General features: G+C 75.1%; 22 protein-coding genes. 8 read left to right on the plus strand and 14 right to left on the minus strand.

Annotated features, from left to right (window positions below):
- The 5 genes from ACFQ8E_RS17700 (at window position 1) to ACFQ8E_RS17720 (ending at window position 4294) form a co-directional block, all read left to right on the plus strand.
- Window positions 1–1365 (plus strand): DUF881 domain-containing protein, encoded by a 1365-nt coding sequence (locus ACFQ8E_RS17700; protein ID WP_430551885.1) that lies wholly within the window; start codon window positions 1–3, stop codon window positions 1363–1365.
- A gap of 210 nt (window positions 1366–1575) precedes the next feature.
- The gene (locus ACFQ8E_RS17705) at window positions 1576–2052 is read left to right on the plus strand and encodes an FHA domain-containing protein (protein WP_430551886.1); all 477 of its coding nucleotides are present in this window, start codon (window positions 1576–1578) and stop codon (window positions 2050–2052) included.
- A complete protein-coding gene (locus tag ACFQ8E_RS17710) occupies window positions 2049–2792 on the plus strand; it encodes a MerR family transcriptional regulator (protein ID WP_430551887.1) in 744 nt (247 codons plus the stop codon). The genes ACFQ8E_RS17705 and ACFQ8E_RS17710 overlap by 4 nt, the downstream gene beginning before the upstream one ends.
- A gap of 118 nt (window positions 2793–2910) precedes the next feature.
- A complete protein-coding gene (locus ACFQ8E_RS17715; RefSeq protein ID WP_430552014.1) occupies window positions 2911–3444 on the plus strand; it encodes a bifunctional nuclease family protein in 534 nt (177 codons plus the stop codon).
- Window positions 3445–3706: 262 nt separating this feature from the next.
- Window positions 3707–4294 carry a MerR family transcriptional regulator gene (locus tag ACFQ8E_RS17720; protein ID WP_430551888.1) on the plus strand — a complete coding sequence of 196 codons (588 nt, stop codon included), beginning with the start codon at window positions 3707–3709 and terminating at the stop codon, window positions 4292–4294.
- Between the two features lie 6 nt (window positions 4295–4300).
- Here ACFQ8E_RS17720 and ACFQ8E_RS17725 read toward each other — a convergent pair whose 3' ends face one another.
- Genes ACFQ8E_RS17725 through ACFQ8E_RS17740 form a run of 4 tightly spaced genes read right to left on the minus strand, consistent with a single transcriptional unit; the run spans window position 4301 to window position 9825 of the window.
- Complete coding sequence (locus ACFQ8E_RS17725) at window positions 4301–5578, minus strand: phosphatidylserine/phosphatidylglycerophosphate/cardiolipin synthase family protein (RefSeq protein ID WP_430551889.1); 1278 nt, start codon at window positions 5576–5578, stop codon at window positions 4301–4303.
- A gap of 5 nt (window positions 5579–5583) precedes the next feature.
- Window positions 5584–6750 (minus strand): tyrosine-type recombinase/integrase, encoded by a 1167-nt coding sequence (locus ACFQ8E_RS17730; protein ID WP_430551890.1) that lies wholly within the window; start codon window positions 6748–6750, stop codon window positions 5584–5586.
- Window positions 6751–6784: 34 nt separating this feature from the next.
- Entirely contained in the window at window positions 6785–8476 is a 1692-nt protein-coding gene (locus ACFQ8E_RS17735) for an FAD-dependent monooxygenase (protein WP_430551891.1), read from the minus strand.
- 8 nt (window positions 8477–8484) lie between these two features.
- Window positions 8485–9825, minus strand: coding sequence for an MFS transporter (locus tag ACFQ8E_RS17740; protein WP_430551892.1), 1341 nt, complete (start codon window positions 9823–9825; stop codon window positions 8485–8487).
- Between the two features lie 154 nt (window positions 9826–9979).
- On the opposite strand from ACFQ8E_RS17740, the gene ACFQ8E_RS17745 reads away from it, so the two are divergent.
- On the plus strand, window positions 9980–10915 hold the full coding sequence (locus ACFQ8E_RS17745) for a LysR family transcriptional regulator (RefSeq protein WP_430551893.1): 936 nt from the start codon (window positions 9980–9982) through the stop codon (window positions 10913–10915).
- Between the two features lie 22 nt (window positions 10916–10937).
- On the opposite strand, the gene ACFQ8E_RS17750 is transcribed toward ACFQ8E_RS17745, so the two are convergent.
- From ACFQ8E_RS17750 to ACFQ8E_RS17770, 5 genes are all read right to left on the minus strand, one after another.
- The gene (locus ACFQ8E_RS17750; protein WP_430551894.1) at window positions 10938–11495 is read right to left on the minus strand and encodes a methylated-DNA--[protein]-cysteine S-methyltransferase; all 558 of its coding nucleotides are present in this window, start codon (window positions 11493–11495) and stop codon (window positions 10938–10940) included.
- A 459-nt stretch (window positions 11496–11954) separates the two neighbouring features.
- Window positions 11955–13004, minus strand: a complete 1050-nt coding sequence (locus ACFQ8E_RS17755; protein WP_430551895.1) for a GNAT family N-acetyltransferase — start codon at window positions 13002–13004, stop codon at window positions 11955–11957.
- A gap of 97 nt (window positions 13005–13101) precedes the next feature.
- Complete coding sequence (locus ACFQ8E_RS17760; RefSeq protein WP_430551896.1) at window positions 13102–13917, minus strand: SDR family NAD(P)-dependent oxidoreductase; 816 nt, start codon at window positions 13915–13917, stop codon at window positions 13102–13104.
- A 62-nt stretch (window positions 13918–13979) separates the two neighbouring features.
- A complete protein-coding gene (locus ACFQ8E_RS17765) occupies window positions 13980–14780 on the minus strand; it encodes a hypothetical protein (protein WP_430551897.1) in 801 nt (266 codons plus the stop codon).
- A 52-nt stretch (window positions 14781–14832) separates the two neighbouring features.
- On the minus strand, window positions 14833–15873 hold the full coding sequence (locus ACFQ8E_RS17770; protein ID WP_430551898.1) for a nitronate monooxygenase: 1041 nt from the start codon (window positions 15871–15873) through the stop codon (window positions 14833–14835).
- A 171-nt stretch (window positions 15874–16044) separates the two neighbouring features.
- Here ACFQ8E_RS17770 and ACFQ8E_RS17775 point away from each other — a divergent pair, with 171 nt between their 5' ends.
- Complete coding sequence (locus tag ACFQ8E_RS17775) at window positions 16045–16665, plus strand: AAA family ATPase (protein WP_430552015.1); 621 nt, start codon at window positions 16045–16047, stop codon at window positions 16663–16665.
- 10 nt (window positions 16666–16675) lie between these two features.
- Entirely contained in the window at window positions 16676–17125 is a 450-nt protein-coding gene (locus tag ACFQ8E_RS17780; RefSeq protein ID WP_430551899.1) for a pyridoxamine 5'-phosphate oxidase family protein, read from the plus strand.
- Window positions 17126–17128: 3 nt separating this feature from the next.
- Here ACFQ8E_RS17780 and ACFQ8E_RS17785 read toward each other — a convergent pair whose 3' ends face one another.
- From ACFQ8E_RS17785 to ACFQ8E_RS17805, 5 genes are read right to left on the minus strand one after another with little or no spacing between them, the layout of a single operon-like run.
- On the minus strand, window positions 17129–18148 hold the full coding sequence (locus ACFQ8E_RS17785; RefSeq protein WP_430551900.1) for an LLM class flavin-dependent oxidoreductase: 1020 nt from the start codon (window positions 18146–18148) through the stop codon (window positions 17129–17131).
- A gap of 4 nt (window positions 18149–18152) precedes the next feature.
- Window positions 18153–19877: a carboxylesterase/lipase family protein gene (locus ACFQ8E_RS17790; RefSeq protein ID WP_430551901.1), complete on the minus strand. Its 1725-nt coding sequence runs from the start codon at window positions 19875–19877 to the stop codon at window positions 18153–18155.
- Complete coding sequence (locus tag ACFQ8E_RS17795) at window positions 19874–20746, minus strand: alpha/beta fold hydrolase (RefSeq protein WP_430551902.1); 873 nt, start codon at window positions 20744–20746, stop codon at window positions 19874–19876. Before ACFQ8E_RS17795 ends, ACFQ8E_RS17790 begins: the two co-directional genes overlap by 4 nt.
- Window positions 20747–20756: 10 nt before the next feature.
- Window positions 20757–21320, minus strand: a complete 564-nt coding sequence (locus ACFQ8E_RS17800) for a dihydrofolate reductase family protein (RefSeq protein ID WP_430551903.1) — start codon at window positions 21318–21320, stop codon at window positions 20757–20759.
- Between the two features lies 1 nt (window position 21321).
- Complete coding sequence (locus tag ACFQ8E_RS17805; protein ID WP_430551904.1) at window positions 21322–22239, minus strand: alpha/beta fold hydrolase; 918 nt, start codon at window positions 22237–22239, stop codon at window positions 21322–21324.

Raw genomic sequence — 22239 nt, forward strand, 5'->3', positions numbered from 1 at the left:
ATGAGCGACCCGAAGGGCGACCGCCCCGACACCCCCGAGTCCGCTGAGACGCCTGAGACGCCCGACGTGGTGTCCGGCGAGGGCGACGAGGACATGACCGCCGGGGCTGCGTCGTCGGCCGTCGAGGACGACGCCGCGGTGGCTGCCGCGAGCGCCGGGCCCCCGCAGGCCCCAGCCCCGCAGGAGGACCAGGCCTCGCAGGAGGAGCCTGTGCCCCCGGAGGCGCCCTCCCATGGCGTCCCGGCCGACGGTGACTCCACCGATCGGGACCTCACGGGCGAGGACTCCCCGCAGGGCGAGGCGGCCACGTCCTTGGAACCTGAGGGCGAGGCGGTGGGCCACTCCGAGCCGGCCGCCACCACGGAGCCGACCCGTGCGGGCGACTCGGACGACGAGCTCGAGCCGCCGGGGGAGCCGCTCGCCGTCGAGCCTGCGCCCGCGCCTGCGCCCGGACCGCCGGACGACGCCCCCGGTGACTCCGAGGACTCCGTGGATTCCGAGGACTCCGAGGACTCCGCAGGCACGGACGACCCCCCGGAGTCGGACGCCCCCGAGCCGGCCAGTGGCGAGCCGGCCGGCGCTGAGAACGGTGTCGACGACACGACCGAGCACGCGACCGCGAGCGCCGGGGCGGCGTCCGCCGCGCCGAGCGGGTGGCGCCGGCTCGGGGCGGCGCTGCGTCCCCGGGCGAGCCGATCCCAGGTGCTGGCGGGCGTGCTGTGCGCGGCGCTGGGCTTCGCGCTGGTGGTGCAGGTGCAGCAGTCGGCGTCGGACCAGCTCTCGTCCGCGCGCCAGGAGGACCTGGTGCGCCTGCTCGACGAGGTCACCGACCGGGCGCAGCAGCTCGGGGACGAGGTCTCGGGGCTGGAGGCGACGCGCGACGAGCTGGAGTCCGGTTCCGGGCAGGCGCGGTCGGCGCTCGAGCTCGCGGAGCAGCGTGCGGAGTCGGAGGGCATCCTGTCGGGGCGGCTGCCGGCGCAGGGCCCGGGGGTGCGCGTGACGATCCAGGACCCGGCCGGCGCGCTGAAGGCGTCGCAGATGTTCAACGTGCTGGAGGAGCTGCGCAACGCGGGCGCGGAGGTGGTCGAGCTCAACGGGGTGCGCCTGGTCACGTCCACCTGGTTCGAGGACGAGGGTGGCGCGATCGTGGTCGACGGGACCTCCCTCTCCTCCCCGTACGAGTGGACCGTCATCGGCGACCCGGAGACGATGGACCGCGCGCTGGAGATCCCCGGCGGCGCGCTCGCGACGGTGCGTACGGCGGGGGCGGAGGCGTCGACGGCGCGCGAGGACGAGGTGAAGATCACGGCGGTCACGCCACCGGGCGAGCCCGAGTACGCGCAGCCGGAGCGCGCGCGCGACTGACAGCGCGACCGACAGCCTCGCGAGGCGCGTCGGGACTGGTCCGACGGGCCGGCCGCCGGTGAGCGGGCTTCCCGCCCGTGCCCCGGTCGGGGTAGGTTTGTCGGACGACGGCGCACGTCGGACGCACAGTCGGCCATCCGGGGCCACCGGCTTCCCGGGCCCGGTCGGCAGCGTCGCCCGACCCACCGGCCCGACCTCACAGGAGGACTGATGACGGACCCCCGCCCTCTCCCGCCGCACCAGGCGGCCGCGGACACCACCGCGCACCTGGGGCGCGTGGGCGCGCCCGCGGAGGAGCAGGCGTTCCGGATCCCGCTCACCGCGGAGGAGGCCGCCGCCGTCGCGGCCCTGCCCCGGCACTCGGCGCTCCTCGTGGTGCAGTACGGCTCCGGCGCCGTGGGGGAGCGTTTCCTGCTGGACTCCGACCGCGCGGTCGCCGGCCGCAGCGAGCAGGCGGACATCTTCCTGGACGACGTGACCGTGTCGCGCAAGCATGCGGAGTTCGCCCGCGAGGGCGACCGGTTCGTGGTCCGGGACATCGGCTCCCTCAACGGCACGTACGTCAACCGGGAGCGCATCGACGCGGCGCCGCTGGTGACGGGTGACGAGGTGCAGATCGGCAAGTTCCGCATGTCGTTCCACGCCAGCCCGCAGGCGCCGCGGGACCCGCAGGCGCCCGCGTCGTGACGGCGGCGCAGGCCGCGCAGGGCGAGGAGCCCGCCGGCGCGCCGGAACCCTGGCCGCGGGGCATCTCGCGCCAGGCGACGATGCGGATCTCCGACGTGCTCGCCCAGCTGGGTCCGGAGTTTCCGTCGGTCTCCCACTCCAAGCTGCGGTTCCTCGAGGACCAGGGCCTGATCGACCCGGTGCGCACCCCGTCGGGCTACCGGCAGTACAGCCCCGCCGACGTCGAGCGCCTGCGGTTCGTGCTGACGGAGCAGCGGGACTCGTACCTGCCGCTGAAGGTCATCAAGGAGCGTCTCGCCGAGATGGACGCGGGGGAGCCCGCGCCCGGACCGGCGCCACGGCTCGCCGACGCGGGTGCCGCGGCCGAGGTGTCGCGACGGCGCTGGACCGTGGAGACCGTCGCGGAGGCGACCGGCACGACGGTCCGCTTCGTGCAGGAGCTGGTGTCCGCGGGCGTGCTGCAGTCCCGGGCGGGGAGCCGGTTGGACGACGGCGCCCCCGACGTGGTGCGGATCGCGGCCCGGCTCGCGGAGCACGGCATCGAGCCGCGCCACCTGCGGTCGTTGCGGGCGTCGGCGGACCGGCACGTGGGCCTGGTGGACCAGCTCGTGGCGCCCTACCGCAGCCAGCAGACCCCGTCGGCGCGCGCCCAGGGTGCGGAGCTCGCGGCGGAGGTGGGCGAGCTGCTCGCTCGCCTGCACTCGACGTGGGTGCGGCAGGGGACGGGCGACCTCGTCTGACCGGCCCTTCGCGATCCCTTCGCGTGCGGTCCCGATCCGGCGGGCCCCCCGGGCGACGTGCGGCACCTTGCGGACGTACCGTGGATCGGTGGAACCCGACGACGCGAGCGACGCACCGATGGTCCCGGTGGAGGTCCTCGGGGTGCGGCAGCAGCAGCACGACCAGGAGATCGTCGTGCTGCTCCTGGACGCCGCCGCGAACCTCGCCGTCCCCATCGTCATCGGGGCGCGCGAGGCATCCGCGATCGCGATGGCGCAGGCGGGTCTCGTCACCCCGCGCCCGATGACGCACGACCTGCTGCGGGACCTCCTCGGCGCGGTGGGCGTGGAGCTCGAGCGGGTCGAGATCGTCGCGCTCGACGGCGGGGTGTTCTTCGCCGAGCTGGTCCTGTCGAACGGCACCCGGCTCGACTCGCGCGCCTCGGACGCGATCGCCCTCTCGGTGCGGACGGGGAGCCCGGTGCTCTGCTCGGCGGAGGTGGTGGCCGTCGCCGGCGTCGAGGTGGTGGACGTCGAGCAGCAGCGCGAGGTGGAGAAGTTCCGCGACTTCCTCGACCACGTGAACGCCGCCGACTTCACGGCCCCCGGGGGGCCGCACGAACCGGGCACGCCCCCGAACGGCGGCGAGCGGCCGGACGACGCCCCTCCCTGACGTCGCGGGCCAGGACCGGGGCCGGCGAGCGACGCCCGCCACGCCCGGACGGACCCTCGACCTCCGGTCGAGGGTCAGACTCGGTTACCGTAGGAGCCGAACCCTCAAGTCGTGGTCGACGGTTGAGGGACGGGCGTGAGGCCCCGTCGTGGGGACAGGTTCGTGGGGGCAGGGCGGCGCGACACGCGGTCCCGCTCGGCGCCGACGTCGTTGACGACCCCCCGGGGGCGTCCTAGCGTGGAGTCCAACACCAGGAGGCACAGTGAACAGCAGCGGTGAGGCAAGCGTCCCCACGGGTGCTTCGGTGCCGCACGGCGCCCAGGGGCTCCTCTTCGGTGAGGACCTCACGGAGCAGGACGCCGCCACCGGGTACCGCGGCACCACGGCGTGCCGGGTCGCGGGGATCACCTACCGCCAGCTCGACTACTGGGCCCGCACGGGCCTCGTGGAGCCGTCCATCCGGCCCGCGACCGGCTCCGGGACCCACCGCCTGTACAGCTTCCGCGACATCCTCGTGCTCAAGGTGGTCAAGCGGCTCCTCGACACCGGGGTGTCGCTGCACCAGATCCGCAGCGCCGTCACCCACCTGCGGGAGCGCGGCGTCGAGGACCTGGCGCAGATCACGCTCATGAGCGACGGCGCGTCGGTGTACGAGTGCACGTCCCCCGACGAGGTCGTGGACCTCGTCCAGGGCGGCCAGGGAGTGTTCGGCATCGCCGTCGGCCGCGTGTGGCGCGACATCGAGGGCACCCTGTCCGAGATGCCGACCGAGTCCCTCGAGGACGAGGAGCCGGCCACGCACGAGGGCGACGAGCTCGCCGCCCGACGTCGCGCCCGTACCGCCGGCTGACGCCCCTCAGAGGAAGGGGCGCAGCGGCGACATCAGCCGCTCGGCGACCTTCGACAGCGGGTGCCGGCGCTGCCACTCGTCGCGGGTCAGCTCGCGCGAGTTCGACTGGTCCATGCGGAACGCGTCCTCGAGCTGCCCCGCGAGGCCGACGTCCACGACCTCGAGGTTGATCTCGTAGTTGCCCGTGAGGCTCAGCCGGTCGATGTTCGCGGTGCCGACCGTGGTCCAGCGCCCGTCGATGGTCGCGGTCTTGGCGTGGATCATCGCCCCCTGGTACAGGAAGATCCGCACGCCGCCGCGCAGCAGCGTCGAGTAGTGGCCGCGGGCGAGCCAGTCGGCCACCACGTGGTTCGACCGCTCCGGCACGAGGACCCGCACGTCGACGCCGCGCGCCGCGGCCGCGAGGAGACCTGCCTGGATGTCCTCGTCGGGGATGAAGTACGCCTGGGTGATGTACACGTGCGAGCAGGCGCGGTCGATCGCGTCGAGGTAGATGCCCCGGATGGGGAAGACCAGCTCCGAGGGCGCGTTCCGCGCCGCGCGCAGCTCGGGCAGCCACAGGGGGGAGCCGACGTCCTGCAGGACGGGCAGACGGGGGTCGCGCCACCGGTTCCAGAAGTCGACGAACGCGTTCCGCAGCTCCCACGCGGACGGGCCCGTGAGGCGCAGGTGCGTGTCCCGCCACTGCGTCGCATAGAGGGAACCGATGTTGTAGCCGCCGACGAACGCTGTCTCGTCGTCGACGACGAGGATCTTGCGGTGGTCGCGGCCCGAGCGTCGGACGTCGAGCATCAGCAGCCCGGGACGCATCGCCGGGAAGCGCAGCACGTGCACGCCCGGCAGGTCGTAGAAGCGCCGGGAGATCACCAGGTTCGCGAAGCCGTCGTAGACGACGTAGACCGCGACGCCGCGGGCGGCCGCCTCCACGAGGGCCTGCTTGAACCGGCGGCCGACCTCGTCGTCCTTCCAGATGTACGTCTCCAGGAAGATCTCCCGCTGCGCACCGCGGATCGCCTCGAGCATCGCGTCGTAGAGGTCCGCGCCGTACGTGTAGAGCGTCGCGGTCGTGTCCTCGATCTCGGTGGACGACGGCGGGGCCGTGGGGAACGGCTCGTCGAGCGGGTACTGGTGCCGACGGAAGCGCTCGAGCCCCATCACCGTGGCGGCAGCAGCCACCGGGACCGCCGCGGCGAGCACCGCGCCCCGGGTCGTGTACCGGCGCAGGGCGGGCCAGTCGATCTGGACACGGACGGGCTTGCGGAGACGGGGGAAGCGAGGCGGCACGAGGCTCACGGTAGCCAGGCCCCGTCACCACCGCGCGCCGAACTGTCGGGTACGTCGGTGATGTCACCCGCCGGGGCGGCCGGAGCCTCGGCCGCGGTCGTCGCGGGCCCGGCGAGGCCCGCCGACAGCGGGTGCGACCGGATGGCCGCGGCGAGCTCGCCCTCGATCCGGTCGAGGTACACGCCGGTGGTGGCGATGGACCGGTGTCCGAGCAGCTCCGCGACGACCTTGACGTCCCAGCCCTCGGCCACCAGGAGCGTGGCGGTGGTGTGCCGGAGCGCGTGGGGGGTCGCCGGCCGACGGTAGGGGGCGGGCATCCGCTCGACGGCACGCGCGAGCAGGGCGCGCACCGCCTGCGTGTCGACGCGGCGGCCGCGCCAGGTGAGCAGCAGGGCACGCTGCGCGTCCGGGTCGTCGGGCCGCCGGGCGGCGAGCCGGGGCCGCAGCTCGGTCAGGTACTCCTCGAGCGCCGCCGCCAGGGGTGCGGAGAGCGCGACCGTGCGGATCGACCCGCCCTTGCCGACGATCCGCCACCGCGTCTCCTCGGGCTCGCGCGTGAAGTCCGCGACGTCGGCGCGGGCCAGCTCCGAGACGCGCGGACCGAGGACCAGGAGCAGCGCGACGACCAGGCGGTCGCGCAGCGCCAGCGCCTGGTCCGACCGTGCGGCGCGTGTCCCGGCCCCCGCGGTGGCCGCGGGGGCGTCGGCCACCGCGGACGCCTGCAGCAGCGCGCCCGCCGCCGACGCCGACAACGCCGTGCGCTCCACCCGCAGGCGGTCCCGCGAACGGGCGGGGGGCGCCGCCCACTGCATCGGGTCCGCCTGGACCCAGCACTGCCGGGCCGCATGCGCGAAGAACCGGCTCACCGACTGCCGGAACCGGTTGACCGTGGCGACCGACCGCCCGGGTGCGCCCTTGCGACCCGGGTCGCTGTACCGCCCGTCGGGGCTCGCCTGGTAGCGCACGAGCGCGTCGTCGACGTCCTCGCCGGTCACGTCGTCGAGCACGCGGTCGTCGCCGACCAGGGCCGCGAACTCCCGCACGTCCCGCTCGTAGCTGCGCGCCGTGGCAGGGGACAGGACTCCGCGCACGCTCTCCACCTGCACCGATGCGAGGTAGCGGTCGGCGGCCGCGGCCACGGTGAGGCGGTTCAGGCGGGGAGGGGCGACCACGGGGACAGGCTAGGCGGGCGCACCGACACGACCGTCAGGCGGCGACCGCCGCGCGTGCCCGCAGGGCGCCGAGCAGGGCCGCGAGCGCCGAGGGGTCGTCGGGCAGCACGTCGCCGCGCCAGGCGACGTGCTGGTCCTGGCGTGCGATGGCGTAGCGCGTGACGTACGACGCGGGCACGAGGTCGTCGGGCACGACCACCAGCTCGATCGGCAGCCCGGCGGACCGGGCGGCGGCCACCCAGTGGTCCCACCCGGCGTCGGGCGCGCCGGTGCGCCCTGCCACGACGAGCGTGTACCAGGGGCCGAGCCGGTCGTAGAGGGAGACGCCGTCGTCCAGCCAGACGTGCGGCAGGCGGCAGCCGGGGACGGTCGAGGGGGTGTAGCTGCCCATCGTGTAGTCGGGCGCGTCACCGTCGGGGACGATGATCGGGGACCCGGTGTAGGAGTACCCGAAGTTGAGCCCTGCGGCGGCGAACTGCTGGACGTTCAGGCGGTACGCCAGCTCGCCGAGCTCGCGGCGCGCGGCCTCGCCCGCGGCGTCGTCGGACTCGAGGTGGGCCGGGAGGTCGGTGGCGCCGATCTTGCGCAGGTGCCCCATGGCGAGGCGCGACACCTGGTCGGTGATCGGCTGCCGCTCGGCGGCGTAGGCGTCGAGGACCGCGTCGTCGGCCCACCCAGTCACGACGGCGCCGAGGAGCCACGCCAGGTTGAGCCCGTCGGCGATCCCGGCGTTCATGCCGTACCCGCCGTACGGCACCCACAGGTGTGCGGCGTCCCCGGCGAGGAACACGCGACGGTCGCGGAAGGTGTCCGCGACGAGGCGGCGGGCGACCCAGTCCTCCTTCGAGAGGACCTCGTACGCGACGTCGTCGCCCAGCCCGAGGATGTCGCGGACGGCGCGGTCGCGGTCGACGGAGTCGTCTGCTGCCTCCTCGGGGGTCAGGTAGGTGTGCACGAGGAAGACGTCCCGACCGTCGATCGCATAGACGTGCCCCTGCCGGCGAGGATTGAAGACGTACACCCCCCACGCCGGCTCGGCGTCGACCTGGTCCGCCAGCCCGGGGACGCGGACGCACGTCGACTGGACCTGCTGGAGCACCGGGTCGCCGTGCAGGCGCGCCCCGATGGACTTGCGCACGAGGGAGCGGCCGCCGTCGGCTCCGACGAGGTAGCGCGCGCGCACGGTGACCTCCGTCCCGCCGTTCGGGCCCCGGAGCGTCGCCGTCACGCCGTCGTCGTCCTGGGCCACGCCCGTGCAGCGCGTGTCGTTGCGCAGGTCCACGTGGGGGAGCGCGGCGACGTGACGCTCGAGGATCGGCTCCAGGTAGCGCTGGTTGACCCGGTGCGGGGGCTCGGCCGTCTCCCATGTCGTGTCGGGGCCGGCCCCGACGCCCCGGCGCCGGGCGGCCGCCGACGGGATCTCGATCCGGCCGAACTCGATCCCGGTCGCGGCGGTGCGGAACGCCACGTCCTGCGGGTGGTCGGCGGGCAGGCCCGCGGAGCGGACGGCGTCGGCGAGCCCCAGGCGGCGGAACGCCTCCATCGTGCGGGCGGAGACGTGGTTGCACTTGACGTTCGGCGGCTCCAGGAAGGGGCGGTCCTCGACGACGACCGTCGAGACGCCACGGGAGTCCAGGTCGGCCGCCACCAGCAGGCCGACGGGCCCGCCGCCGACGATGACGACGTCCACGTCGTAGGGCTCGGGGAGCTCGGGGGAGCGGGTCATTCTCGTCCTCACTTTCCGGCGGCCGCGTCGATGGCCGACAGGTCGCGCTTGCTTCCTTCAGGGGCGAGCAGCAGGGCGCCCGCGCACACGGCCAGCACGGCGATCCAGACGCCGGCGAGCAGGGGGAGCCCGCCTGCGGACGAGGCGAGCGCCCCCGCGATGATCGGGGTGAAGCCGGCGCCGATCGCCGACGCGCCCTGGAACGCGAGCGACGAGCCGGTGAAGCGCACCGACGTCGGGAACAGCTCGGCCAGGAACGCCGCCAGCGGGCCGAGGATGACGCCCTGGATCGCCTGGCCGCCCACCACGGCGACCGCGAAGCTGACGTTGTCCCCCGTCGCCACGAGCATCACGAGCGGGTAGGCGAACAGGGCCGCGGCGACGATGCCGACCGCGATCACCGGGCGCCGGCCGAACCGGTCGCTGAGCCGCGCCGACAGGACCGTGCAGACGAACAGCGCCACCGCCGAGAGCACCTTGGCGTTGAGCGCGAACGTCGGGTCCGCGCCGTGCGCCGTCGCGTAGCTCAGGCCCCAGACGCTGGCCATCCCGGAGATCGTCAGCTGCGACATGGCGACCAGCAGGCCCAGCACCAGCACCCACGGCGACCTCGTCAGCACCTGCACCAGCGGCACCCGGCGGTCCTCCGCCTCCTGGTCGAAGCGGAGGAACAGCGGGCTCTCCACCACCTTGAGGCGCACGAACAGGCCGATGAGCACGAGGACGACGCTCAGCAGGAAGGGCACCCGCCAGCCCCAGGCGAGGAACTGGTCCTCCGGCAGGAGGGTGAACAGGCCGAGCATCCCCGCCGAGAGGACCGACCCCGCGGGCGCGCCGAGGTTCGCGAACGAGGCCGCGAAGCCCCGCTTGCCGCCGGGCGCGTGCTCGAGGGCGATGAGCATCGCCCCGCCCCACTCGCCGCCCACCGCGAACCCCTGGACCAGGCGCAGCGCCACGAGCAGGAACGGTGCGGCGACGCCGATCTGCGCGTACCCGGGGAGCACCCCGATGAGAGCGGTCGCGGTGCCCATCAGGAGCATCGTCGTGACCAACACGCCCTTGCGGCCGAGACGGTCGCCGAAGTGGCCGAAGACGATCCCGCCGAGAGGCCGGGCGACATACCCCGCGGCGAGCGTCCCGAACGACGCGACGGTCGCCAGCGCCGGGTCCAGGCCGGCGAAGAACACCTGGCCGAAGACGATCGCCGAGGCGCTCGCGTACAGCATGAAGTCGTAGAACTCGATCGCGCTCCCGAGGAAGCTCGACGCGAGGATGCGCCGCATCTGCGGGGTCCGGAGCGATTCGCTCGGGCCGGTCCCGGTGGGCTGTCGAGAGGTGGTGGCGCTCATCCTTGAACTCCCTGGGCGGACTGTCGGAGCGCGGTCCTCGCGATCCGTGCCCGCCGGCGGTGGCGGACGCGGACGAGCCTGCCCTCCGGCCCGCTGTCGAAGCAATGACAAGTAATTGACGTTGTTGTTTAATCTTGCTCACATGGGTGTCGAGATGTCCGTCCGTCAGCTCGAGATGTTCAGCGCCGTGGTGGACCACGGCTCGATCACCGAGGCCGCCAGGGCGCTCATCGTGTCGCCCGGCGCCGTCTCGCTCGCCATCACCCAGCTCGAGGCCTCGCTCGGCGTCCAGGTGGCGATCCGCACCCGAGGGCGAGGGGTCCAGGTCACCGCCGCTGGCAGGGACGTGTACGAGCACGCGCGGGAGATCGCCGAGAGCCTGCAGGAGATCCGGAAGGTCGCGGCCGCCACGCGGGGCGGCCTCACCGGAGCGCTGCGCCTCGGCCTGTTCACCACGCTGTCCCCCTGGCTCTTCCCGCCCCTCGCCGAGCACTTCGACCGGTCCTTCCCCGACGTCGACCTCCAGCTCGTCGAGGGCGGCTCGGCCGAGCTCCAGGACCAGCTCGCAGAAGGACGGCTCGACGCCGCCCTCCTGTACGAGAACCACGTGAGCACACCCCTGGAGACGCGCCGCCTCGCCGCCGTACGGCTGCAGCTGGCGCTCGCGGCCGCGCACCCGCTCGCGGCGTACGACGCCGTGCCGCTCGCGGCCCTCCGCGACGAGGACGCGGTGCTCCTGGCGATGCGCCCAGCGAGCGACCACGTCGAGGAGATCCTGCGCGTCGCAGGCATGACGCCGCGGGTCCGCTGGCGCAGCACCAACGTCGAGACGATCCGCTCGCTGGTCGCGCGCGGCCTCGGCTACACGATCATCATGGGGCGGCCGTACGGGGACCTGACGTACGAGGGGATGCCCGTGGTCTACCGGCCGATCGCCGACGACCTGCCCGCGAACGCGCTGGTGCTCGTGACGCCCAAGGGCGGGCGGCCCACCGCCAAGCTCCGCGAGCTGGCCGCGTTCTGCGACGAGGCGTTCGGGGAGGACGTGGAGCCCGGCGTCCCCACCAGCCGGATGGGGAGGCTCTCCTGACCGTCGCGGGGGAGGGAAGGGCTCAGAGCTCGAAGAGGGTCGGGTGCCCGAGGTGCACGCCCTCGACCTCGAGCATGCGCAGCTTGGTCCGCCGTCCGCCGCGCGCGGAGAACCCGCCGACCTGACGGCCCGCGGCGAGCACCCGGTGGCACGGCACGATCGGCGGGAACGGGTTGCGACCGAGGGCCTGGCCCACCGCCTGCGCCGCGCCGGGGGAGCCGAGCCGTGCCGCCACCTCGCCGTAGGTGAGGGTGTCGCCGGCCGGGACGGTGCGCACGACCTCGTACACGCGACGGTCGAACTCCGGGACGGCGGCGAGGTCGAGATCGATCCCGGACAGGTCGCCGGCGCCGGTCTCGAGGAGGGCGGCCACGCCCGCCACGGCGGCGGCGACGGCGGCGCCCGGGGCGGCCTCGCGCGCGGCCGGGTACCACGTCTTGACGGCGTCGCGGGTGCGCTGCGGCGAGCCGTGGGGGAGTGCGGAGCCCACGACGACACCCGGCTCCCGCCACACGAGGGCGCAGTGCCCGATCGTGGTGGGGAAGACGCAGAAGGCGAGCCCGCCGGGGGGAGTGGCCATGTCGTCCACGGTAGTCACGCGGTCCGACAGCGCCCTGGGGGCGCGGACTCGTGCGCGGAGACCCGGTAACCGAGGTCATTCCGCCAGGAGCGAGCGGGCTCGCGGCCGTTCGTCCGAGACCACTGTGTTGTGTCATACACAATGGTTTGTCACGTATGTCCGAATCAGCCTATCGCGAGCCGGCGCGGATGGCGAGGCGTCGTCCGGAGCTCGCCGCTCGCCGTCCGGTCCGTCGAGTCGTGCCGGACGGGCGGCCTCGCGACCTCGGTGGGCGACTGCCCACGGGGGACCGGGCGAAGGCCGCGGGGCCGACCCGGGTCGTTCGAGGCTCAGACGGGGCCCGGGCGCGGCGAGATCAGGCGTGCGCGGGTTTCTGCGCACGCCGACGGCGGCCACGTGGTGACACGTCGTGCGACACGTTGCTGCGACATCGGCGTCAGGCGGCACGGACGGTCGTCGTCACCAGATTCGTGAGGCGACATTCGTGCGGCGGCGTCCTGTCGGATGTCGACCTGTGCGACGGCATCGTCGAGCCAGCACGGCTGACGACGCGCGTCCCTGCAGGAATCCAGCGCGGGGGCGCCAGGCGACAGTGCGCGACCGCGCGACGACGCCCGTCTCGAGACCTTGCGGTACCGCGTCGAGGGAGGGGCTTCCAGGCGCCTTCGTCGCTCGTAATGACATAATGTGCATTATCGGTTGGACGGGTGAGACGTCCTCGAGACCCCGATCGATGCCCAGGAAACGGCGCAGCGCGTCGGCGCCCTCGACCGCGATGTCGTCGCTCGGACGGACGAACGTCGCCGGCGTCACGACGACGCGTTGCTCGTCGACCCCGGCGACACCCTGCCGGGTGCGCTGCACGATCCGGTGCAGGCCGTTGTCCGTGTACCCGACCTTGCGGCTGACGGCCGCCGAGGCGTGATTCCCCACGACGTACCCCGACTCGCACCTGCTCGCCCCGAGCTCGTCGAACGCGAACCCGACCGCGAGCTGGCGCATCAGCGTGCCGGTGCCGATCCCCTGGTGCGCTCGCCCCAGCCACGAGCCGGTGGCGACGACCCCGGTCTCCGCGAGTCCCCTGGCGTGCAGGTCCTGCATGCCGACGAGCGCTCCGTCGCGACGGACCGCCAGGGCGAGGCGCCACTCGCCGGGCGCGAACGTCGCTCGTTGGGTCCACCACCACGCCAGCGACGTGGTCGGGAACCCGTGCGGCGCGCCGAGGGAGAACGGCTGTGCGTGCCAGTCCAGGAGGAACGGCATGGGCAGGTCGGGGTCCTCGATGCCACCACGGACCAGCTCGACGAGCTCGGGCAGGTCGTCGTCGCGCAGGACGCGAAGCTCCACCGGCCCGCAGGCGATCCGCAGGGCGAACGGCGGAAAGATCTCTTCCAGGGTGAGCATGGTGGATTGTCTCGGATGACGCCGCCTGCCGGCAGCGGATTTCCTGGCTCTGTCTCCCCGGGCGCGCCCGCCAGTGCCCGGCGACGGACGGCCGGCGAGGATCACGGGCTCCCCTCCCCCGCCGGCGCGCCGTCCGTGACGAGATGTCGACGGACGCCGACATCCGGCGCGATGTGAACGCTGAGCAACATCTCGGGAGATGTCACCGATCGGTGACATCAGGGTGGCGGTCTCCCCCGCCCCCGAGGCTCTCGAACCGCGCGAGCGGGCCGACCAGGATGCCGCCGTCGACGGGCAGCGTGACACCGGTGATCCAGGCGGCGTCGTCGGAGGCGAGGAACGCGATCGCGGCGGCGACGTCCTCGGGCTCCCCGATGCGGCCGAGCGGGTACAGGGCCGCGAGCCGGTCGGGGTCGGACCTCTGGTCCCACGAGCGGGTGCGGACGGTGCCGGGCGCGACGACGTTGATCCGCACTCCCCTGCCGCCGAGGCGCACCGCGAGGTTCTGCGCGAGCGACACGAGCCCGGCCTTCGCGGCCGAGTAGTCCTCGTCCCCGAAGGCCTGCAGGCCGTTCACGGAGCCGACCAGCACGATCGATCCCCCGCGCTCCAGGTGCGGGGCCGCGGCCCGGACGCAGCGGGCCGGCCCGGCCAGGTTGAGGTCGACACCGGCCGCCCAGGTGGCGTCGTCCATGCCGTCCAGGAGTCCCGGGTGCACGCCGGTGCCGCCCGCCACGCCGACGAGCACGTCGAGCCGGCCGTGCCGCTCCAGGCTCGCCGCCACGGCGGCGTCCACCGACGCCGTGTCCGTGATGTCGCACGCGACGGCCGAGGCGGACGCCGGGTCGTCGGGCAGGTCGTCGACGGTGCGGCGCGCCGCGTCCTCGTCGAGGTCGGCGACCACGACGGTGGCGCCCTCCGCGTGCAGGCGTCGCACCGCGGCCGCACCGATCCCGTGCGCGCCGCCCGTGACCAGCGCCACGCGGCCGGCGAAGCGTCCTGTCGAAGGTCCTGTCACGTCCGTCCTCCTCGTCGAGCGTTGATCGTCGATGCTCCCGTCAGCACGCGTCGGTGCACGTGTCAGAGCGTGAGCCGGTAGTAGCGCTCCTCGCCGTACCGCTCGAACCCCGCCCGGCGCAGGAGCCGGGCGGAGGTGCTGACCCGGCCCTTGACGAGGGCGAGCGACGCGCCCGCGGCGACCGACAGGCGCAGGCGTTCCTCCAGCACCGCGCGGTAGGCGCCGCGACCGCGGCGGTCGGGCACGGTGCCGGCGCCCCACAGCCGGGCGACGGTGCCCAGCTCGGGTCGTGGTGCCGCCGCGAGCGTGACGCCGGCGGACGCCACGGGCTCGCCGTCCTGGTACGCCACGACACGGATCTCGCGGCTGTCGTCCGCGAGCAGCGTGCGCGCGGCGTCGGCGAGCCGGTCGTCGTCCAAGGGCTGTTGGTCCCACACCGCGGTGTCGACGCGGTCGGCGTCGCGCAGCCCGTCCACGTCGGTCACCCGCCGCACGACGAGGCGCCCGTCGCGCTCCGGCGTCTGCGGGAGGCCTGGCCCGAGGCCGCGGGCGAGGACGTCCACGGTGTCCTCGAGCCGGGCGCCGCGGCCGAGCAGCAGGTCGGTGAGGTCGGGGGTGCTGCTGGCCGAGACCCAGACGCCGAGGGTGTCGCTGCCCCAGGCCCGCGCCTGCTCGACGGCGTCCCGCAGGACGTCCTGGGACGCGCGGGCCGACGCGAGCCCCGTGAGCACGACGCGCCCGTGCGCCCACGCGGGCCACCGGGTGAGGGTGACGTCGGTGACGACGCACTCCGCGTCCGGCGGCACCCACGACCACTCGGTGGCGGCGCGCAGCACGGTCGGCGGGTCCCAGGCGGCGCTCATGACGGCAACGTAGCGAACCGGCGAGCGGTCGCGGCGGTGCCGCGCGCGGGCGTCACAGGTCGGCGGCGAGGGCGCGGACGACGTCGGCCGCGGGCCCGGTGGCGGCGCTGCGGTGTCCGGTCCCGGCCCACAGGTGCAGCCGCTCGGCGTCCCCGGCGGCAGCCGCGCGGCGGCGCAGCTCACGGGTGAGGTGGTGCACCTGCGGGTAGGCGACCGGGGCGTACGGGTCGTGCCGGGTCAGGAAGCCGTTGACGAGCGCGCGGGCGGGGCGGCCCGTGAAGGCGCGGGTCACCGCCGTCGTCGCGTACCGGGGGTCGGCGAGGGCGTCGCGGTGGGTGCGGGAGGTGCCGGCCTCGTCGGTGCGCAGCAGCAGCGTGCCGACGGCGACGGTCTGCGCCCCGGCCCGCAGCAGCCGGGCGACGGCGGCCGCGCCGTCCACTCCCCCGGCGGCGACCACCGGGAGCCGCGTCCGTGCGACGACGGCGGCGACCGCGTCGGCCGTCTCTGCGTCGGTGACCGGCCGGCGCGGGTCCCACGTACCGCTGTGCCCACCCGCGCGCGGACCCTGCACGACGAGGCCGTCGGCACCGAGCTCCTCGGCGGCGAGAGCCTCCTGCGGGGTCGTGACGGTGACGAGGACGACGGAGCCCGCCGCGCGCAAGGCCGCGACGTCCGCCGCGGGCGGGGGCCCGAACGTGAACGACACCACGGGCACGGGGTCGCGGCGCAGCAGGTCGACCTTCGCCGCCCAGTGGTCGTCGTCGGTCGCGGGGACGGCCGTGAGCGCGGCGTCGAGGTCGACGTCGTGCGCCGCGGCGTCCGGCGCGATCCGCCGCGCGTAGGCCGCGAGCGCCGCGGGGTCGGGTCCGGGTGCGGTGGCGGGGACGAAGAGGTTGACGCCGAAGGGGCGGGCCTGCTGGTGGGCGCGGTGGATCTGGTCGGCGAGGGTGTCGGGGGCCTGGTAGCCGCCGGCGAGGAAGGCGAACGCGCCGGCGTCGATCGTGGCGGCGACGAGGTCGAGCGTGGTGGCGCCTCCGGCCATGGGGGCGGCGACGAGGGGCAGGTCGGTGCCGAGGAGGGTGGTGCGGGCCATGTCTCGCATCGTGCCACCGGGCGGGCGCGGTCTGCGCGTGACGGGTCGGCAGGACGGTCTCATCTGGCGCTCATGCGGGCCTGGCACGCTGGGCGCCCCGCCGGTCGGCGGTGCGGACATCGGTGTGGAGCTCGGTACGGGGATCGGTGCGGAGAGGGGTGGGTGCGCGGGATGACGGTGGTGGTGCGGGAGCGTGCGACGGTGCGGGGCGCCGAGACTGGGACGTTCGTGCTGGTGGGTGGTGTGCCGGGTGCGGGCAAGAGCACGGCGCTCGCGCGGGTGGCGGGGTTGCGACCCGGAGTGCGGGTGCTGGACAGCGAGACGGCGCGTCGTGACCTACGGGGGCGGGTGCCGCGCGGGGTCCCGTATGCGGTGTACCGGCCGGTGGTGCACGTGCGGCACCTGGCGGGGGTGGTGCGGGCGGTGCTGGGTGGCCCGCGGGACGGCACGGAGCTGCTCGTGGTGCACGACCCGGCGACGTCGCGGGTGCGGCGGTGGTGGTGGGCGTGCCTGGCGCGTCGGGCGGGGTGGAGTCCGGTGCTGGTGATGGTCGACGTGGAGCGCGGCGAGGCGTTGTCGGGGCAGGAGGTGCGGGGTCGGAGGGTGCGGGCGCGGGCGTTCGCGCGGCACTGGCGGCGGTGGGCGGCGCAGCGTGCGGGGCTGGTCGCGGCGTCGGGCGGTGCGGCGGGTGGATGGTCGCAGGTGCACGTGGTGGGCCGGCGGCAGGTCGTGGGGCTGCTGGTGGGGGTGGTGGACGCGGCGGTGCCGGTCCGGGTGCGTGGTGCCCGCTAGGGTCGCGCTCGTGACGTCGTCGGGTCTGTCAGGTGGTGCGCTGGAGCGGCTGGTCGGGCACGTGCGTGCGGTGGGCGACGGGGTGGTGTCGACGGTGGGCCCGGACGGTGCCCCGCAGGCGGCGTACCTGACGTTGGCGGTGACGGCACGGGGCGAGCTGGTCTTCGACGCGCGGGTGGGCTCGCGCAAGGTGGCGAACCTGCGGCGGGACCCGCGGGTGGCGGTGGTGGTGGGCGGCCCTGGCGGGACGACGCTGCAGGTGCAGGGCGTGGCGGACGTCCCGTCGGGGGACGACGCCGCCCGGTGCGCGGACGCGTACCGGGCGGCGTTCCCGCGGTTCGCGGCGTCGTTGGACGACCCGGGGATCGTGGTGGTGCGGGTGGTGGCGCGGTGGGCGCGCTGGGGCGACTACCGCTCCTCTCCCCCGGTGGTGGAGGACCTGGTGGGCGGGGCGGGCTGAGCCTCACCGCCAGCCGAGGGCGGGTGCCACGTGCTGGACGACGTTCTCGATGACGTGGGCGTTGTACTCGACACCGAGCTGGTTGGGCACGGTGAGCAGGAGGGTGTCGGCGGCGGCGACGGCCTCGTCCTCGGCGAGGTCCGCGACGACGTCGTCGACCTCTCCGGCGTAGGTCTTGCCGAAGCGGGCGCGGACGCCCTCGAGGACGCCGACCTGGTCGGTGCTGGCCGTCTCGAGGCCGAAGTAGGCGCGGTCGCGGTCGTCGGTGATCGGGAAGATGCTGCGCGACACGGACACGCGGGGCTCCCACCCGTGGCCGGCGGCGGCCCACGCGTCGCGGAAGCGTTGGATCTGCTCGGCCTGCAGGCGGTGGAACGGGACGCCCGTGTCCTCGGACAGCAGGGTGGAGCTCATGAGGTTCATCCCCTGGGCGGCGGTCCACTCGGCGGTGGCGCGGGTGCCGGCTCCCCACCAGATCCGCCGGCGCAGGCCCTCGGAGTAGGGCTCGACGCGCAGCAGGCCGGGCGGGTTGGGGAACATGGGGCGCGGGTTCGGCTCGGCGAAGCCCTCGCCGTCGAGCACCTCGAGGAACCGGGCGGTGTGGCGGCGGGCCATGTCGGCGTCGGACTCCCCTGCCTGGGGCTCGTGCCCGAAGTGGCGGAACCCGTCGATCACCTGCTCGGGCGATCCGCGGCTGATGCCGAGCTGCAGCCGCCCGCCGGCGATGAGGTCGGCCGCGCCGGCGTCCTCCGCCAGGTACAGGGGGTTCTCGTAGCGCATGTCGATGACGGCGGTGCCGATCTCGATGCGGCTCGTGCGGGCGCCGACGGCGGCGAGCAGCGGGAACGGGGACGCGAGCTGGCGCGCGAAGTGGTGCACGCGGAAGTACGCCCCGTCGGCGCCGAGCTCCTCCGCCGCGACGGCGAGGTCGATCGACTGCAGCAGCGCGTCGGAGGCCGAGCGGGTGGCGGACTGCGGGTGCGGCGTCCAGTGGCCGAAGGACAGGAATCCGAGGTGCTTCACGCCCTCAGTCAAGCCCACGGGTCGCGGGCCCGCCCGTCGCGGCGCCGACGTCGGCCCACAGGTCGCACCGGTGGTCGGCCGCGAAGAGAGTCGCGCCGATCCCGCGGGTGGAGAGCTCGACGACCGTCTGCCCGGGGCCGAACCGGGGCCAGTGCGGGCGCCCGGGCCCGTTGACGTCGCCGGTGCGCGCGAACGCCGCCCAGTAGTCGATCATCGTCGCGGACAGGCGCTCCTGGGCCGGGTCGAGCGGCGGAGGCTGGTGGCCCCCGACGAGGGTCCACAGGTATCCGAGCTCGAGGCCGTGGTAGGCGCCTTGGGGGAACCCGTCGTCGGGGTCGGGCCCGGCGTCCTCGGCGAACTCGTACACGTGCACGGGCTGGTGCGGTGCGGCGGCTTGCGCGGTGCGCAGCACGGGGCACGCGCCGATCTGGGCGCCCCAGTCGCCGAGGACGGCCGCGAGCGCCAGGGCCGGGCTGTCGTGGTCGCTGAGCGGGTAGGCGTCCAGGACGGTCCCGGCGTCGGAGCCGAAGGCCTCCGTCAGCGTCGTGCGGTAGCCCTCGGCGGTGACGCCGGGAGCCTGCCAGCGGACGAAGCTGCGCATCTCGTCGCGCGTGCCGCCCACCAGCAGCGGTACCCGTGCGGCGCTGCCCCGGCGCAGGGCGTCGATCGGCTGTCGCGGGAGGAACGGCGTGCCGGCGACGGGGTTCCACGGACGGTCGCCGGAGCGCTCCGTGAGGCCGAACCCGACGCCCGAGTGCGTGCCGACGAGGTCGGGCAGACCGGCGCGGCGCAGGCAGGCGGCGACGCCCGCCGGGCCGCCCTCGCCGGCGCACTCGAGGTGCTCGACGGCGCGGTCGCCGAACGCCTGCCCCTGGGCGCGGTCGGGGACGGGGTTGGCGCAGGCGCCGCTCTGCACGATCGCCCGGTCGAACAGCGTCCTCGACGTGGGTGCGGCGAGCTGCGCGCAGACGGACCGCGCCCCGCCCGACTGTCCCGCGAGGGTGACGTTGCGGGGGTCGCCGCCGAAGCTCGCGGCGTTGCGCTGCACCCATCGCAGCGCGGCGGCCTGGTCCATGAGCCCGTAGTTGCCGCGGTGGGGGCCGAGCGCCGACGTCGACAGGAAGCCGAGCGCACCGAGGCGGTAGTTCGCGGTGACCACGACCAGGCCGCCCCGGGTCGCGAGGCGGGCGCCGTCGAAGCGGGCCGCACCGCCGGAGTCGAGGCCGCCGCCGTGCAGCCACACGAGCACGGGCAGGCGGTCGCCGCGGCGGGCGTGGGCGGGCGCGACGACGTCGAGCGTCAGGCAGTCCTCCTGCCCGAGGACGTCGTCCTCGGCCTCACCGCGCTGCGGGCACAGCGGGCTCGGGGCGGTCGCGTCCCGGATGCCGGCCCAGTCGCGCGGGGGTGCCGGTGGTCGCCAGCGGCGCTCGCCGACGGGCGGGGCCGCGTACGGGACGCCGGAGTAGGTGACGTGGCCGGTGTCGGCGTGCCCGCGCAGCCACCCGGAGTCGACGCGCACGACGGCGCCGCCGTCAGACCGTGCCGCCGCTGCGGCCGGATCGGGTGCGGGTTCGGTCGCGGGCCTGGCACCGGCCCCGGGTGCCGCGGCGGCGAGCAGGGCGAGTACCGCGACGAGTGTGGCGACGAGTGTGGCGACGGCCCGCCGCCAGGATCCGGGACGGACGGCGGTCGTGTCGTCGGTGCTGGCGGCGGTCATGGCGGCGTTCATGGCATTCCTCCGCGGTCGGTCGGCGCGCGCCGCACGAGGGCGCGCAGGTGCCCGGCGAGGACGTCGGGCCGGTCGAGGGGCACGAGGGTCGCCGCGTGCGGGACGTGCGCCAGCTCGGCGTCGGGCAGCAGGCGGGCGAGGCGGGGGCCGTGCTCGGCCGGCATCATCCGGTCGTCGTCCGCCCAGGCGACGAGCGCAGGCCCGGTGAAGGCGCCGAGCCCGGCGGACCAGTCCCGGTCGGCCGGGACGGGGAAGCGGGCGCTGAACCGGCGCAGGTCGGCGCGCACGAGCGGGTCCCGGAAGGGCTCGAACCAGCGCCGCAGGAGCGCGTCGGGCACGGGGCGGGCGGCCATCGCGGAGGCGAGGCGGCGACGCACCGCGGGCAGCCGCGTCAGCTGCGCCTGGAGGGCGAGCGCCCCGGGGACGCGGGCGGCCCGGGCGAGCAGCCGTCCGGGCCGCCCGGCGGGGACGTTGTCGAACGCCTCGCAGGCCACGAGCGCGAGCCGCGCGACGCGGGTGTCGAGCCCCAGCTCGACGAGCACCTGCGCGCCGCCCCAGTCGTTGAGGACGAGCGTGACGTCGCGCAGGTCGAGGGCGGCCATCAGCTCGGCGACCATCCGCGCGAGGGAGGCGTTGGTGAGCTCGTCGCGCGGCGCCGGGTGCCGGTGGGCGCCCAGCGGCAGCGTCGGCGCGACGCACCGCAGCCCCGGCAGGCGCGCGACGACGGCGTCCCACACGGCGTGGTCGAGGAGCGGGCCGTGCAGGAGCAGCAGGGCCGGTCCGGTGCCCCCGGTGTCCGAGTAGTCGATCGTCGCGGTGCTCAGCTCGATCGTGCGCACCGCCGGCACGGTCCCCTCGTGGGTGCTCACGGTCCGGTCCTCAGCGCGCCCGCCGGTGGACCGTGACGAGCACGCCGTCCCCGTAGGTCGTGGCCTCGACCAGGCGCCACGCGGACTTGTCCGGGGTCGGGGGCCACAGGGTGCGACCGTGCCCGAGGACGAGGGGGAACGTCATCAGGTGGATCTCGTCGACGAGGTCGTGCGCGAGCAGGCCCTGCACCAGGCTGATGCTGCCGGGCACGGAGATCTCGCCGTCGACGTCCCGCCGGAGCCGGGCGACCGAGTCGACCAGGTCGCCCGGCAGGACGGTGGTCCCGGACCACCGAGGGTCGGTCAGCGTGCCCGAGACGACGTACTTCGGCATGCCGTTGTACTTGTCGGCGAGCTCGCCCTCGTACTGCGGCCACGCGTCGGCGAACCCCTCGTAGGTGCGGCGCCCCAGCAGGAGGGCGGACGCCCCCAGCGCCTCGGTCTCCTTGAAGCGTTCGCCCTCGGGCCCGCGGTCGACCTCGAAGCTCCAGTCCGGGTAGCGGAAGTCCTCGCCGCCGGGCGCCTCGACGACGCCGTCCAGCGAGATGAACTCGGTGACCACGATCGATCCCATGTCAGCGCTCCTCGAGCCGGAGCTGCTCGTGCCGGGGCTGCTCGTGCGGGGTCTGCGGGTGCGAGGGCTGGCCGGCGAACGCGCGCAACTCGGCGGCGAGCACCTCGGGCGTGGTCGTGTGGTCCTCCCCCGGCACGGGCCGCAGGGTGGCGGTCGGCAGGTGCGCGCTGATCGCGCGGGCCGCGGACGCGAGGAACGGCCAGGTGCCGGTGCCGTGCATGACCAGCACGGGGACGTCGACCCGGTCCCACAGGTCCGGGCGCAGCGGCCGGCCCGACATCGCGTCGCCGACCTGCCGGCCGTCGTAGGCGATGGTGGGCGCGACCGCCTCCAGCGCGGACCACGTCTCCGGGTCCTGCCGCACCTCGGCCACCATGTCCGGCGGCAGGCCCACGGCGGCGGTGAGGAACAGCGCGACGGCGTCCCCGGGCCGCCCGGCGGCGACGGCGTCGTCCAGCCGCGCGACGTAGTCCGCGGGCAGCGGCGGCCGGTCGTCGTCGACCACCGCGTTGGGCTCGAACAGCGCGAGACGCGCCACCCGCACGCCCGCCTGGGCGGCGTTCAGCGCGAGGTTGCCGCCGGAGGACCAGGCGAAGACGGTGGTCGCCGGGCTGCCACCGGCGACCTGGTCGATCACCGCCGCGAGGTCCTCGAGCTCCCGCTCGGGGGCGTAGGCCGCGGTGTCCCCGCTCTGCCCGCGGCCCCGGCGGTCGTAGTTGACCACGAGGTACTCGTCGGCCAGCAGCTCGGCCGTCGCGGCGTTCTCCGGGGTGGTGGCGCGATGGGCGGTCGCGCCGTCGATGATGACGATCGGGTCGCCGGAGCCCCACGTCGAGCAGGCGATCGGCGTGCCGTCGGCGGACCTGACGGTGGTCGTGGTCGTGCTGGTGGACGTCCTGCTGGTCCTGTCGGTGGACAC

It is taken from the genome of Isoptericola sp. NPDC056573 (assembly GCF_042793335.1).
GTDB lineage: Bacteria > Actinomycetota > Actinomycetes > Actinomycetales > Cellulomonadaceae > Isoptericola.

Coding starts and splice junctions, on each gene's coding strand:
- ACFQ8E_RS17700 (WP_430551885.1), top strand. CDS start 1: ATGAGCGACCCGAAGGGCGACCGCCCCGACACCCCCGAGTCCGCTGAG.
- ACFQ8E_RS17705 (WP_430551886.1), top strand. CDS start 1,576: ATGACGGACCCCCGCCCTCTCCCGCCGCACCAGGCGGCCGCGGACACC.
- ACFQ8E_RS17715 (WP_430552014.1), top strand. CDS start 2,911: ATGGTCCCGGTGGAGGTCCTCGGGGTGCGGCAGCAGCAGCACGACCAG.
- ACFQ8E_RS17735 (WP_430551891.1), bottom strand. CDS start 8,476: ATGACCCGCTCCCCCGAGCTCCCCGAGCCCTACGACGTGGACGTCGTC.
- ACFQ8E_RS17740 (WP_430551892.1), bottom strand. CDS start 9,825: ATGAGCGCCACCACCTCTCGACAGCCCACCGGGACCGGCCCGAGCGAA.
- ACFQ8E_RS17745 (WP_430551893.1), top strand. CDS start 9,980: ATGTCCGTCCGTCAGCTCGAGATGTTCAGCGCCGTGGTGGACCACGGC.
- ACFQ8E_RS17750 (WP_430551894.1), bottom strand. CDS start 11,495: ATGGCCACTCCCCCCGGCGGGCTCGCCTTCTGCGTCTTCCCCACCACG.
- ACFQ8E_RS17765 (WP_430551897.1), bottom strand. CDS start 14,780: ATGAGCGCCGCCTGGGACCCGCCGACCGTGCTGCGCGCCGCCACCGAG.
- ACFQ8E_RS17770 (WP_430551898.1), bottom strand. CDS start 15,873: ATGGCCCGCACCACCCTCCTCGGCACCGACCTGCCCCTCGTCGCCGCC.
- ACFQ8E_RS17775 (WP_430552015.1), top strand. CDS start 16,045: ATGACGGTGGTGGTGCGGGAGCGTGCGACGGTGCGGGGCGCCGAGACT.
- ACFQ8E_RS17790 (WP_430551901.1), bottom strand. CDS start 19,877: ATGAACGCCGCCATGACCGCCGCCAGCACCGACGACACGACCGCCGTC.
- ACFQ8E_RS17800 (WP_430551903.1), bottom strand. CDS start 21,320: ATGGGATCGATCGTGGTCACCGAGTTCATCTCGCTGGACGGCGTCGTC.